Consider the following 13,019-nt stretch of genomic DNA (forward strand, 5'->3'; position numbering starts at 1 on the left):
CCCCCCCCCACACACCCCCCCCCCCCCCCCCCCCCCCCTCCTTCCCCCCCCCCCCCCCCCCCCCCCCCCCCCCCCACCGCCTGTTCCGCATACGTTCGTCCCGCTGCGAGCCGCCGGGCCAACGGCGGCTCCCCACACGGGAGATCGGGGGTGCACACGTGCGCATCGGACTGCTTACGGAGGGTGGTTATCCGTACGTGGGCGGTGAGGGCGGGCTCTGGTGCGACCGTCTGGTGCGCGGACTCGACCGGCACGAGTTCGACGTCTATGCGTTCAGCAGCGACGAAGCCCAGGAGGACGCGGGCTGGGTCCCGCTCCCGCCGCAGGTCGGCAGGGTGCGCACCGCACCGCTGTGGACCGCCGAGGACGACGGGGTGGTGTACGGCCGTCGCGCCCGCCGGCTCTTCTCGGAGCACTACGGGGAACTGGCCGCCGCTCTCTGCGCCCCGGCGGACTCCTCCACCACCGAGGCGGACCGTTTCGCCACCGCCCTGCACGGCCTCGCCGAACTCGCCCGCGACCAGGGCGGCCTGGTGGCCGCACTCCGCTCCGAGACGGCCGTACGCGCCCTGGAGCGCGCCTGCCGTGCGCCCGGTGCCCGGCGCACCGCGCGCGAGGCGCGCGTCCCGGATCTGCTGGCCGTCGCCTCCCACCTGGAACGCGCCCTGCGCCCCCTTTCGCTCGACTGGTACGAAGAGGACGGGCTGGGCGTGGTGGACCTGTGCCACGCCACCGCGGGCGGAGTGACGGCCCTTCCGGGCCTGCTCGCCCACCACTTCCTCGGCATCCCGCTTCTCGTCACCGAGTACGGCGTACGTCTGCGGACGCACTACCTCACCCGCCCGGACTCCTCGCCCGCCGTCCGCTCCCTGCTCGCCGCCTTCCACGGCAGGCTCGCCGCCGAGACCTACCGCCGCGCCGCGTTCATCACACCGGGCAACACCCACGCCCGCCGCTGGCAGGAACGCTGCGGCGCCGACCGGGCGAAGCTGCGCACCGTGTACCCGGGCATGGACGCCGCGCCCTTCGCGGAGGTGGGGGAGTCCCCGGAGCGCGCGGACCCGCACACCCTCGTCTGGGCCGGCCGCGTGGAGCCCGCCAAGGACCTGGTCTCGCTGCTGCACGCCTTCGCGGAGATCCGCACGCAGGAGCCGACGACCCGCCTGCGGATCATCGGCGGCCCGACGGGCCCGGAAGGCGCCGACTACCTCGGCCACTGCAAGGCGCTCGCCGCCCACCTCTTCCCGGACGAGGCCGACGGCCCGCACGCCGTCGGCGACAACCCGGTGTCCTTCGAGGAGCTCGGCGGCCCCGGTCTGCGGACCTCCGCCGACGCCTACGCCGGCGCGGCCGTGACGGTCCTGTCCAGCGTCGTCGAGGGGTTCCCCGCGGGGCTGATCGAGGCGATGTTCTGCGGGCGCGCGACCGTCTCCACGGACGTCGGCGCCGTCGTGGAGGCCATCGGCGGCACCGGCCTCGTCGTACCACCGCGCAATCCGCGGGCGCTCGCCGAGGCGTGCGTCTCCCTGTTGCGCGACCCCGAGCGCCGCGCACGCCTCGGCGCCGCCGCACGCGCCCGCGCGCTCGAGCTGTTCACCGTCGACCAGAACATCTCGGCGTTCCACGGCCTCTACCTGGAGATCGTCGCGCGCACCCCGGTCCGCCGCCCCCTCCTCGGTGACACCGGCACGCCCCTGCCCTTCGCCGCCCCCGCCGAGGCCCACCTCCCCGGCCACTGGACCGAGCCGACCCCGCGCGCCGTTCCCACGTGGGCCATGGACACCCCGGTACCCGCAACGGAGACGACCCGATGACCGACCTGGACGAACGGAACCGCACGGGTGCGGCCGACCCCGTCAAGGCACTCCTGCACCGCCACAACGACCTGTGTCTCCGGGCGGTGGACCCCTTGGAGATCGCGGCGGGCCTCGAGGCGCACGGCATCACCGACCGGACCGCAGCGCGCTTCCGCCACCGCGACGTCTTCTCCCTCGCCGAAGAGCTCTACGCCCGGGTTCCCCGCGACGACGACCCTCCGCCTCTCACCCCACACCGCACCGACATCAACCGCATCAGCATCCCGACGCTCCTCCTCCCTCTCCTCCCGGGCGTCCTGTGCGCGGCAGCGGTGCTCGCGCTGCACCGGACCCACGGCGAGAACCGCCTCTACGCGGCGGCCACGGGCATCCTCGCCGTCGCCCTGGCCCTCCGTGCGGTACTACGCCGAGGCCCGCTGAGCGCGCCCGGCCACCGGCACCGCCCGGCCACGACGCCCTGGGTCTGCTGGCTCATCGGTTACGCCCTCCTGGGCGACGGGCTGCTGCACGCGGCGATCACCGGTGGCCCCGACGGTCTGCCCGACGGCACGGACCACGGACACTGGCCGCTCGCCGCCGTCCCGGCCCTGGCCCTCGCCCTGGCCTGCGCACCCGCCGCCTGGACCGCCCACCTCTTCACCGCCCACGCCCGCCGAAGGCTCGGGTCCAGCCGTGGCCTGGAGGACTTCTCCGCGTCGGCACGCCCCGCGCTGCTCGGTGCGTTCGCGCTCTTCCTGGGTGCGCTGGCGGCCCTGCTCGGCATGGCGTCCGCCGTCCTCGACGAGCCCTTGGCGTTTGCCGGGACGCTCGCCCTGGGCGCCCTGCTGTTGCTGGCACGCCTCCTCACGGTGCACGGCTTCACCCACGCGCCGAAGGTGATGCTCTCGGTCGCGGCGATCGCCCAGGCAACGGCCCTTGCGACGGTTTTCGCGGCCCGCCTGCCGGGTCTCGGCGCGCTGTCCACACCGGTGGAGACCCTGACCACGGCCTGGAGCCCCGCGGCCGTCCCCACGCTCACGTGCGGTGCGGCGGCACTCGTTCTCCTGATCCACGCCTCCCGCACGCTCACCCGCGCCTCGGCGCACCTCCCTGCGGAGCACCCACGGTGACGGGCCGACGCGCTGACGTGGACCGTGGGCGGTTTGCGCAGCCCGGCGCGTGCGGGGTGCCTCCCTCCACTCTCGACTTTGCTCGAGCGGGGGACCCCCATCGCCCCTGTGGGTACCCCCAGGCCCTCAAGGCACTGGGGGAGGCACGACGGCCCGCGGATGGCGGCAGCGACTGCCTGCGGGACGGCGGCGCCCCCACCCCCACCCCCGCACCCCCCCCGCCCCTCGTAGGCGCCACGCGCACCCCACCCCACCGGACGCTGCGCCGCAGGCATACGACCACCACCCGCACGAAGGAGAACCCCACATGACCCCCCGCCCAGCAGCTCCGCACACCGAAGGAGCCGTCCGATGAGAGTCCTGCTGATCGGAGCCAACGGCTACATCGGCCGCTTCGTGGCCGACCGCCTCCTCGCCGACCCCGCCGTCCAGCTCACCGCCCTCGGCCGCGGCGACGACGCCGACGTCCGCTTCGACCTCGCCACCGGCAGCCCCGGCGCCCTCACCCGCTTCCTCGACGCCGTCCACCCCGGCGTGGTCGTCAACTGCGCCGGCGCCACCAGAGGCGGCGCGCGCGAACTGACCCGCCACAACACCGTCGCCGTGGCCACCGTCTGTGAGGCTCTCCGCCGCAGCGGCTGCGGCGCAAGGCTCGTACAGATCGGCTGCGGCTCGGAGTACGGCCCCAGCCAGCCCGGCTCCTCCACGGCGGAGGATGCCGTCCCCCGCCCCGGCGGCCCGTACGGCGTCAGCAAGCTCGCCGCCACCGAACTGGTCCTCGGCTCCGGACTGGACGCCGTGGTCCTCCGGGTCTTTTCACCCGTGGGCCCCGGCACCCCCGCCGGCTCCCCCCTCGGCCGCCTCGCCGAGGCGATGCGCCGCGCCATGCAGTCCGGCGACGGCGAGCTCAAGCTCGGCGGCCTCGGCGCACAGCGGGACTTCGTCGACGTCCGCGACGTCGCCCGCGCCGTCCACGCCGCCTCGCTCTCCGCCGCGCAGGGCGTCATCAACATCGGCTCGGGCCGCGCCGTCCGCCTCCGTGACGCCGCCGGAATCCTCGCCCGGGTGGCCGGCTACGGCGGCGCTCTCAACGAACTCGACACGCTGCCCGGCATGCACCACCCCACCCACCTGACCCACACCACCCACACCTCACACGGTCCGCACCTGAGGCCCTCCATCGGCCACCCCCGCCCGGACTCCGACCACCACCACACCGCCACGACCGCGACCGCCACCGCAGGCACGGGCCCGACCGCCTTCCCGTACCCCGACGGCTGCGGCACCTGGCAGCAGGCAGACGTCCGCACCGCCCGGGACCGCCTCGGCTGGCGCCCCCGCATCAATCTCGAGGAGTCCCTGGCCGACATCTGGATGGAGGCGGCATGCCGCATCTGACCAGTACAAAACCCGGCACCGCGAGCACGGACGTCCGCACCGGCTTCGGCATCCCCGGCTTCGCGCACCCCCTCCTCGCTCCCACCGAGTGGAGCAGACTCGCCTGCCCGGGCACCCCCCTTCACTGGGTGGTGCTCAACGTGGCCGACGGCCCCGGCGTGCAGCCCGACCCGCACTGCCTGGAAGCGGCCGGCCGCCTGCGCAACGCCGGTGTCCGCGTCCTCGGCCACCTCGACACCGCCCACGGCCTCCGTACCTTCGGCGAGACGATCTCGGACGCGCACCGCTTCCTCGACTGGTACCAGGTCGACGGCTTCCTCCTGGACCGCTGCCCCGCCGACCGTGCCGCGCTCCCCGAGGTGCGGCGCACCGTGGCCACGCTCCGGGTGATCCATGAGGGCGCGCACATCGTCCTCGGCCACGGCACCCACCCGTACCCCGGCTACGCCGAGCACGGCGACCAACTGGTCACCTTCTCCGGTGCGTGGAGCGACTACCGCTGGTCGCAGGTGGCGGAGTGGACCGCCGACCACCCGCCCGAACGCTTCTGCCACTTCGTGTACGGAGTACCCCGGCCGCATCTGGACGAGGCCTTACGCATCGCCCGCTGGCAGGGGGCGGCCACGATCTACTTCACAGACCACACCCCCCACACCCCTCACACCCCCGGAGCCCCCGTCCATCCCGCCGACCCCTGGGAGCCCATGCCCGGCTACTGGGACGACATCGTCTCGCTTATTGGGACGGGTGTCTCGGAATGAAAAAGGCCATGGCAGTGTTAAGCGGAGAACAACCGTAGTGATTGACCGACCAACGGAGTCCCCGTGTCGCTGCCACCCCTGGTCGAGCCGGCCCCCGAGCTCACCGTAGACGAGGTCCGCAGGTACTCCCGCCACCTGATCATCCCCGATGTGGGGATGGACGGGCAGAAGCGGCTGAAGAACAGCAAGGTGCTCTTCGTGGGCGCCGGCGGACTGGGTTCGCCGGGGCTGATGTACATGGCCGCCGCGGGCGTGGGCACGCTCGGCATCGTGGAGTTCGACGAGGTCGACGAGTCGAACCTGCAGCGCCAGATCATCCACAGCCAGTCCGACATCGGCCGCCCCAAGGCCGAGTCCGCGCGGGACACGATCAAGGGCATCAACCCGTACGTGAACGTGATCCTTCACGAGGAGCGGCTCGAGGCCGACAACGTGATGGACCTCTTCAGCCAGTACGACCTGATCGTCGACGGCACGGACAACTTCGCGACCCGCTACCTGGTCAACGACGCCTGCGTGCTGCTGAACAAGCCGTACGTATGGGGCTCGATCTACCGTTTCGACGGCCAGGCGTCCGTCTTCTGGTCCGAGCACGGCCCCTGCTACCGCTGCCTCTACCCGGAGCCCCCGCCCCCGGGCATGGTCCCCTCCTGCGCCGAGGGCGGCGTCCTCGGCGTGCTGTGCGCGTCCATCGGCTCCATCCAGGCCAATGAGGCCATCAAGCTGCTTGCCGGCATCGGTGAGCCCCTCGTCGGCCGTCTGATGATCTACGACGCCCTGGAGATGCAGTACCGCCAGGTCAAGGTCCGCAAGGATCCCGACTGCGCGATCTGCGGCGAGAACCCGACCGTCACGGAGCTCATCGACTACGAGGCCTTCTGCGGCGTCGTGTCGGAGGAGGCCCAGGCCGCGGCGGCCGACTCCACGATCACTCCCAAGCAGCTCAAGGAGTGGATCGACGACGGTGAGAGCATCGAGCTCATCGACGTGCGCGAGCCGAACGAGTTCGAGATCGTCTCCATCCCGGGCGCCCGCCTGATCCCCAAGAACGAGTTCCTCATGGGCAACGCCCTGGAGAGCCTGCCGCAGGACAAGAAGATCGTCTTGAACTGCAAGACGGGTGTCCGCAGTGCGGAAGTCCTCGCGGTCCTGAAGTCCGCGGGCTTCGCCGACGCCGTCCACGTGGGCGGCGGCGTGATCGGCTGGGTCAACCAGATCGAGCCGGAGAAGCCGGTCTACTGACCGGCCGCGCGGAAGCGCCGAGCCGAGCCGACGCGGGGGCTCCGGGCACCACGAGTGCGCGGAGCCCCCGCCGTCGTCACGAGCAGACCTTGCCGTCCTTCGGCACCGTGCCGTCCAGCAGATAGGCGTTCACCGTGGAGTCGACGCAGTCGCTGCCGCTGCCGTACGCGCCATGGCCCTCGCCCTTCCAGGTGAGCACCACCCCGACGTCCTCGCCCAGCTCGTCCGCCATCTTCCGGGCGCCCTCGTAGGGTGTGGCCGGGTCGCCCGTGTTGCCCACGACCAGGACCGGTGCCGCGCCGGGCGCACTCACCTCCGGGGTGTCGAACTGGCCGGGAACGGGCCAGTCATGGCACCAGCCGGCGGTGTCCCAGCCGAGGAAGGAGCCGAACACCGGCGAGAGCTTCTCGAACTCGGGAAGCAGCTTCTTCGTCTCCTCGACCGTCGGCCGCTGCTTGTCGTCCAGGCACGATATGACCCGCTGAGAGTGGGTCGTCGTGCCGTAGCGGCCCGAGGCGTCACGCTCGTTGTACCCGTCGGCCAGGGCCAGCAGCTCCGAACCGTCCCCCTCTTCCGCGGCCTCCAGCGCACTGGTCAGCACCGGCCAGCTGGTCTTGCTGTACAGCGGCAGGACGATGCCGGTCAGCGCCAGCGACTGCGTCAGCTCACGCCCGGAGGAGGACGTCGGCAGCGGTTCGGAGTCGATCCGGTCCAGCAGCTCCGCGATCTCCCGTGAGCCCTGCTCGGGGTCCCGGCCGGTGGACTTCAGATAGTTGTTGAGGGCCGTCTGGAAGCCGCGCGTCTGGTTCTTCGCGTGCCCCACGGTGTCGGCGGTCGGATCGACCACCGCGTCGAGCGTCATCCGGCCCACCTTCTTCGGGAACAGGTGGGCGTAGACGCCGCCGAGTTCGGTGCCGTAGGAGATGCCGAAGTAGTTCAGCCGGTCGTCGCCGAGGGCCTGCCGGATGCGGTCCATGTCGCGGGCGGTGTCGGTGGTCGAGACATGGGCCATCAGCTCTCCCGCGCTCTCCTGGCAGCCCTTGCCGAAGTCGGCCGCGTCCCGCAGGAACGTCTGCTCCTCGGCCGGGGTGTCCGGGGTGCCGTCCACCGACGACTCGGCGGCCTGGATGCTCTTGTCGTCGCGGCAGCGGACGCCCTCGCTGGCGGCCACCCCGCGGGGGTCCCAGCTGACCACGTCGTACCGCTCGCGCAGCTTGGAGACCGTGGAGGCGTAGGACGGCATCATGGCGACGCCCGAGCCGCCGGGCCCGCCGAAGTTGAACAGCAGGGAGCCGAGGCGGTCGTCCCCGGTCGCCCTGGCCCGGATGAGGGCCAGCCCGATCGTCGAGCCCTCCGGCTTCGACCAGTCCAGCGGCACCTTCAGTGTGGCGCACTGCCACTCGTCGCCCGGTGCGGGCGCGTCGCCGGAGGCCTTGCACTCCCCCCACTCGAGCGCGGCCGCCCCGCCCTTGCCGTCGTTGCCGTTCCCGCCCTTGTCGCCGGAGTCGTCGTCCGACGAGCCGGAGCCGCTGCAGCCCGCCGTCAGTAGCGCGGCGGCGACCGTCAGGGCCGTCCACCGTGTGAAACGGGTCATGTGTCAATTCCCCCCTCGCTGGCCGTCCGCGCTGTGCCACGGATGGCGGTCAGGCCATGGTAGGCAGTTTCACCGCCGGCCGGGGCGGCCTGTGGATAACGCCCTGACCTGCGAACACTACGGAAACGATGCCGTGTGTCAGCTCTCCGCTCAGGAACAGACGGTCCCGGCCGCCGGCACCTTTCCGTCCAGCAGATAGCCGTGCACCGCGCCCTGCACGCACCGGTTGCCGCTGCTGTAGGCACCGTGCCCCTGCCCCCGGAACGTCAGCTCCACCCCGACGCCCTCACCGAGGGCTTCCGCCATCCTGCGCGCCCCCTCGTACGGAGTGGCCGGGTCGCCGGTGTTGCCGATGACCAGGATCGGGGCCGCCCCGGGAGCGCTCACGTCGGGATGGTCCGCGGCCCCTGGCACCGCCCAGTCGGCGCAGTCGGTCATCCCCCACGCCAGATAGTCGCCGAACAGCGGGGACGCGGCCCGGAAGGCGGGCAGTTCGCGTTCCACGTCCTCGGGGCCGTAGCGCGGCTTGTCGTCGGCGCAGTTGATGGCGGTGTTGGCCGCGACGAGGTTGCTGTACTCGCCGTTCTCGCTGCGCCCGTTCATCGAGTCGGACAGCAGCATCAGAATCGTTCCGTCACCGTCGTACGCCTGCTCGAGACCGTCGGTGAGGAACCGCCAGAAGTCCTGCGAGTACAGGGCCTGTGCGATGCCGCTGGTGGCCGAGGTCTGGGTCAGCTCCCGCGGGAAGATCCCGGGAATCGGCCTGCTGTCGAGATCCTTCAGAAACCGGGCGATGCGGTCCTTCACGTCCTGGGTGCTGTCGCCGACGGGGCACTCCTCGGTCCGGGAGACGCAGTCCTCGGCGTAGTTGTCGAGCGCCAGCTGGAATCCGCGGGCCTGTCCGAGCGATCCCTCCTCCGCGGTCTGCGTGGGATCGACGACCGCGTCGAACACGGCCCGCCCCACCTTCTCGGGGAACAGGTGGGCGTAGACGCCGCCGAGTTCGGTGCCGTAGGAGATGCCGAAGTAGTGCAGCCTCTCGTCGCCGAGGACCTCACGCATCAGGTCGAGGTCCCGGGCGGCGTCCGTGGTGCCCACATGGGGCAGGATCCGCTCGGAGTTCTCCTCGCAGTCCGCGTTGAACTCCTTGGTGCCGCTCAGGAGTTCCGCGCGCTCGGCGTCGTCGTCGGGGGTGGCGTCCTGCTGGAGGTGCGCGTCGAGCTGCCGGTCGTCCTGGCACTTCACGGGCGCGCTCCGGCCCACCCCGCGGGGATCGAAGCTCACCAGGTCGTAGCGGGTGCGCAGGGTCGCGTACTCCTCGCCGAAGGCGGGCAGCGTGGTGACACCGGAGCCGCCCGGGCCGCCGAAATTGAAGATCAGGGAGCCAATGCGTTCGCCGGACGGGCCGCTCGCCCTGGCCCGGATCAGCGCGAGGTCGATGGTGTCGCCCGCGGGATCCTCCCAGTCCAGCGGCGCCTTCAGGGTGGCGCAGCTCCACTCGCCCCCGGCGCCCGGCAGCGGGGAGGGGGCCGGGCCTCCGCCCTGGGCCTCGGACGGGGCCGGGCAGTCCTTCCAGTCGAGTTCCTGCCGCGTGAGGTTTCGGTCCTGGTCCTCGTCGTCCTCGCCGCAGCCCGCCAGCAGTGCGGGCAGCAGGACGGCGCAGGCGGTCAGGGCGGCGGCGCGCAGGCGGAGGCCGAAGGGCTGGGGCATGCTCCCATCCTGCGGTTGCCCGGGGCCCCTCGCGCGGGACGCGGGCCGTACGAGGTAAGGCACACGGGTGCCGCGCACGGCTGCCCGCCTACAGAGCCGCCTTGCGTGTGAGGTGGTTGAAGGCGATCCACCCGGGCAGCACCGGCAGCCACAGCGTCAGCAGCCGGAAGAGCAGCACCGCTGGCGCGGCGACCTCCTTGGGGAGACCGACGGCGATGAGACCGACCGTCAGGGTCGCCTCGACCGCGCCCACGCCGCCCGGCGTCGGCGCCGCGGACCCCAGCGCGTTGCCGGCGAGGAAGACGACGGCGACGCCGGCGATGCTGACCGAGGTCGTCTCGTCGCCGAAGGCGCGGATCGAGGCGTCCAGGCACATCACGAAGCAGGCCGTCAGCAGCAGCATGCCGCCGATGCCGGTGATCAGTTTCTGCGGGCGCTGCAGCACGTCGAGCATGCGCGGCACGACACCCGCGAAGAGCGACCGCACGCGTGTGACGACGAACTTCCTCAGGAACGGCACCGAGGTCACCACGAGCACCAGCACCGCCACCGTCAGCAGGCCGCCGATGACCGTGCGGGACGGTGACAGGGACGGCGTCTTCTCGGTACCGGTCAGATAGCCGAACGCCAGCAGCATGAGGATGTGGCAGCCGAGCCCGAAGAGCTGCGACGCGCCGACGCTCGCCACCGCGAGCCCCGGCCGCACCCCCGCGCGCTGCAGGAACCGCGTGTTCAGGGCGACACCGCCCACCGCCGCAGGGGCGACGATCTTGACGAACGACCCGGCGACCTGCGCCGCCACGGTCCGCGCGAACGGCACCCGCTCCGGCACGAACCCGAGCAGGGCCATGGCCGCCGCGAAATAGCTGGCCGCCGAGAACAGCACGGCCGCGGCCACCCAGCCCCATTCCGCGTTCGAGATCAGCGGGCCGAACTCGATGTGCGTGAGCTGCGTGAGCAGGAAGTACGCGCCGATCGCCCCGGCGATGAAACTGATCAGCGTGCGCGGCCGCACCCGTTCCAGCCGGGCCGGCTCGACCGGCGCCTGCGGCCTGATCCGCAGCACCTCGTGCCGGATCTGGGTGAGCAGGTCCTCCTCGCGCGCTTCGTCCAGCGCTTCGTCGATGGCCCGCTTCTCGGCCCGCTGCTCCGCGCGTACGGCCTTCTTGTCCGCCTTCTCGAGCACCGCGTGGCGCGTGTCGGCCCCGTGCTCCGCGCGGGCGGGCCTCGTCTGCCGGGAGGCCTCCAGAACCGCCTCGCGCTCGCGTTCCGCCCGCTCGCGGGCCAGCTTCCGCAGCGTGCCGCGCGTGGAGCGGCTCAGCGCGATGGGCTGGAGCATCGGCAGACAGTCCGCCACGGTGTCCGGGCCGAGGACGCCCAGCGCGGAGGCCACCGCGCGTTCGGCGCCGACCCTGAGCCCCAGCGTCACCAGCAGCTGTGAGATGTCCATGCGCAGCAGCAGATCGCCGGCCGCGATCTCCCCGCCGCGCAGATCGGTGAGGATCACCGTGCCGGAACGATCCACCAGGATGGCGTCACCGACCAGCCTGCGGTGGGCGATCCGGCGGGACTGCAGGGCCCGTACCTGGTGCCAGGTGTCCCGCAGGAGGTCGTCGGTGATCTCCTCGTCCGGCAGCGAGTCGAGGGTGCGCCCGCCGGTGTGCTCGTAGACGAGCATCACCGCGTCGGGACCGAGCTCGGAGGTCGCGATCAGCTTCGGCGCGTTGGCGCCGGCCGCGATGGCCGCGTACGCCAGCAGCGCCTCCTGCTCCAGCGCCTGGCGCAGCGACTGGAGGCTGCTGCGGGTGGCGAAGCCGCGCAGGGCGAGATTGCGCCACGCGCGGTAGAAGAACCCCTGCGCCTGCTGCTCGCGGTCGACCACCGTGACGTCCAGCGGTGGGCCGTCCTCCAGGGTGACGAAGTACCGGCGTCCCCGGTCGCCGGTCTCGGCGGCGTCCGGGGCCTCCTCGCGCGACGCGGTCACGGGCCGGAAGCCGACGGTGCGCAGGCCCGCCATCAGGGTGCGTCCGGTGGGACGCACATTGGGCGAGCCCACCGCGTAGAGGGTGCCGTAGGCGACGGTCCAGCCGATCAGCACCGTGAGGATGATCGAGAACGGGGTCGTGTACCCGGTGACGAGCATCGAGAAGGCGTCGAGGAGCAGCACGACCCACAGCACCGCGCGCCACCGTGGCCGGCGGGACATGCCGACGGCCGTCATGTACGCGATGACCGGCGCCAGATAGCCGTGCACCGGGTCGGTGAGCGCGTGGATGTCACCCGGGGAGGGCTGGGTGAGCGCGTCCTGGATCGAGTCCGGGGCAGCACGTGCCACCCAGAGATCGGTGGCCAGTGTCACACCGTGCGCGAGGACGGCGGCGAGCACACCGTCGGCGATCCGCAGTCCGTCCCTCTTGATCAGCCGCTCGATGGCGAAGGCGACCGGTACCAGGAGGATCGCGATGCTGGAGGCCAGGCCCGCGATCTTGATGAGCAGGTCGGGTGCCTGTCCGGTGCCCTTGGTGATGTCCTGTTCCAGCCCCGAGGTGGTGCCGTGGGCGAACGCGGCGATCGCCAGCAGCAGCACGACGGCGAGCACGCCGCCCAGGAGCCGCATGAGATCGGAGGGGCGGTGCACCCGCGCGGGGAGCAGGGGCTCGTCGCCCTCCACCTCGTCGATGTGCGCGGTGTCGGGGTCCGTGGGGCCGGTGTCCGGGGTGTCCGGGCGCGACGAGGCGTCAGGGTTGCCCTCCGTGTCCTCGGGGTGCGCACCCTGCTGCTTCATCATCTCTTCTCGATCTCGTATCACCGGTCACCGCCCGCACGATGGTGGCATGCCGTTCCGGCACAAGGGGGCATCAGGGTCGAAAAGCGGGGCGGCACAGTCTGCCCGAAGGGCCTCTCCGGGGCGAGCCGTGCGCACGCGCGCGAGCGCGTCGCGTTGTCGGTGGGGTGGGGCAGGATGGGCCGGATGAGCCAGGAGAGCCTTCCGTCCGACGGTCCCCCGGAGCATCCGGACGCGCTGCCCGAGTACGCCGAGAGGGTCCTCGAGGTGGCCGAGCTGATCCCGCCGGGGCGGGTCATGACGTACGGGGACGTGGCCGAGTGGCTGGGGGAGGGCGGTCCCCGTCAGGTCGGGCGCGTGATGGCCCTGTACGGGGGCGCGGTCCCCTGGTGGCGCGTCGTCCGCGCGGACGGTGTGCTGCTGCCGGGCCACGAGCTGAGGGCCCTCGGTCACTACCGCGCGGAGGGCACGCCCCTGAAGGAGGCGGGCCGGGCCGCGGAGGGCCATGTGCCGCGCCTCGACATGAGACGCGCGCGGTGGGACGGCGGTGGGCACACCGAGGGTCACACCTGACAGCTTCCGCCATCGTGCCCGCCGGCGTGT

At 72.3% G+C, this 13,019-nt stretch carries 9 protein-coding genes; 6 read left to right on the forward strand and 3 right to left on the reverse strand.

The window, feature by feature from the left end:
- Positions 1-158 precede the first annotated feature (158 nt).
- The 5 genes from ACZ44S_RS10765 (at position 159) to moeZ (ending at position 6,327) form a co-directional block, all read left to right on the forward strand.
- Positions 159-1,814 (forward strand): DUF3492 domain-containing protein, encoded by a 1,656-nt coding sequence (locus ACZ44S_RS10765; protein ID WP_466926906.1) that lies wholly within the window; start codon positions 159-161, stop codon positions 1,812-1,814.
- Positions 1,811-2,926 carry a hypothetical protein gene (locus tag ACZ44S_RS10770; RefSeq protein ID WP_466926909.1) on the forward strand — a complete coding sequence of 372 codons (1,116 nt, stop codon included), beginning with the start codon at positions 1,811-1,813 and terminating at the stop codon, positions 2,924-2,926. The genes ACZ44S_RS10765 and ACZ44S_RS10770 overlap by 4 nt, the downstream gene beginning before the upstream one ends.
- Before the next feature lie 351 nt (positions 2,927-3,277).
- Entirely contained in the window at positions 3,278-4,324 is a 1,047-nt protein-coding gene (locus ACZ44S_RS10775; protein ID WP_466926912.1) for an NAD-dependent epimerase/dehydratase, read from the forward strand.
- Positions 4,312-5,085 (forward strand): spherulation-specific family 4 protein, encoded by a 774-nt coding sequence (locus tag ACZ44S_RS10780; protein WP_466926914.1) that lies wholly within the window; start codon positions 4,312-4,314, stop codon positions 5,083-5,085. Before ACZ44S_RS10775 ends, ACZ44S_RS10780 begins: the two co-directional genes overlap by 13 nt.
- A gap of 63 nt (positions 5,086-5,148) precedes the next feature.
- Positions 5,149-6,327, forward strand: a complete 1,179-nt coding sequence (moeZ, locus tag ACZ44S_RS10785; RefSeq protein WP_190161480.1) for an adenylyltransferase/sulfurtransferase MoeZ — start codon at positions 5,149-5,151, stop codon at positions 6,325-6,327.
- Positions 6,328-6,403: 76 nt separating this feature from the next.
- Here the strand turns inward: moeZ and ACZ44S_RS10790 are convergent, their stop codons facing one another.
- The 3 genes from ACZ44S_RS10790 to ACZ44S_RS10800 all read right to left on the reverse strand — a co-directional run bounded on the left by ACZ44S_RS10790 (position 6,404) and on the right by ACZ44S_RS10800 (position 12,416).
- Positions 6,404-7,921 carry an alpha/beta hydrolase gene (locus ACZ44S_RS10790; protein WP_466926917.1) on the reverse strand — a complete coding sequence of 506 codons (1,518 nt, stop codon included), beginning with the start codon at positions 7,919-7,921 and terminating at the stop codon, positions 6,404-6,406.
- A 150-nt stretch (positions 7,922-8,071) separates the two neighbouring features.
- Positions 8,072-9,631, reverse strand: coding sequence for an alpha/beta hydrolase (locus ACZ44S_RS10795; RefSeq protein WP_466926920.1), 1,560 nt, complete (start codon positions 9,629-9,631; stop codon positions 8,072-8,074).
- An 88-nt stretch (positions 9,632-9,719) separates the two neighbouring features.
- Complete coding sequence (locus tag ACZ44S_RS10800; protein WP_466927472.1) at positions 9,720-12,416, reverse strand: lysylphosphatidylglycerol synthase transmembrane domain-containing protein; 2,697 nt, start codon at positions 12,414-12,416, stop codon at positions 9,720-9,722.
- Positions 12,417-12,602: 186 nt separating this feature from the next.
- Between ACZ44S_RS10800 and ACZ44S_RS10805 the strand changes: the two genes are divergently transcribed.
- On the forward strand, positions 12,603-12,989 hold the full coding sequence (locus tag ACZ44S_RS10805) for an MGMT family protein (protein WP_190161484.1): 387 nt from the start codon (positions 12,603-12,605) through the stop codon (positions 12,987-12,989).
- Positions 12,990-13,019 lie beyond the last annotated feature (30 nt).

Source organism: Streptomyces malachitofuscus (genome assembly GCF_055571035.1).

What these genes read in the sequence shown, in the direction of transcription:
- ACZ44S_RS10805 (WP_190161484.1), top strand. Translation starts at nt 12,603, where the DNA reads ATGAGCCAGGAGAGCCTTCCGTCCGACGGTCCCCCGGAGCATCCGGAC.
- ACZ44S_RS10795 (WP_466926920.1), bottom strand. Translation starts at nt 9,631, where the DNA reads ATGCCCCAGCCCTTCGGCCTCCGCCTGCGCGCCGCCGCCCTGACCGCC.
- ACZ44S_RS10770 (WP_466926909.1), top strand. Translation starts at nt 1,811, where the DNA reads ATGACCGACCTGGACGAACGGAACCGCACGGGTGCGGCCGACCCCGTC.
- ACZ44S_RS10790 (WP_466926917.1), bottom strand. Translation starts at nt 7,921, where the DNA reads ATGACCCGTTTCACACGGTGGACGGCCCTGACGGTCGCCGCCGCGCTA.
- ACZ44S_RS10800 (WP_466927472.1), bottom strand. Translation starts at nt 12,416, where the DNA reads ATGAAGCAGCAGGGTGCGCACCCCGAGGACACGGAGGGCAACCCTGAC.
- ACZ44S_RS10775 (WP_466926912.1), top strand. Translation starts at nt 3,278, where the DNA reads ATGAGAGTCCTGCTGATCGGAGCCAACGGCTACATCGGCCGCTTCGTG.
- ACZ44S_RS10780 (WP_466926914.1), top strand. Translation starts at nt 4,312, where the DNA reads ATGCCGCATCTGACCAGTACAAAACCCGGCACCGCGAGCACGGACGTC.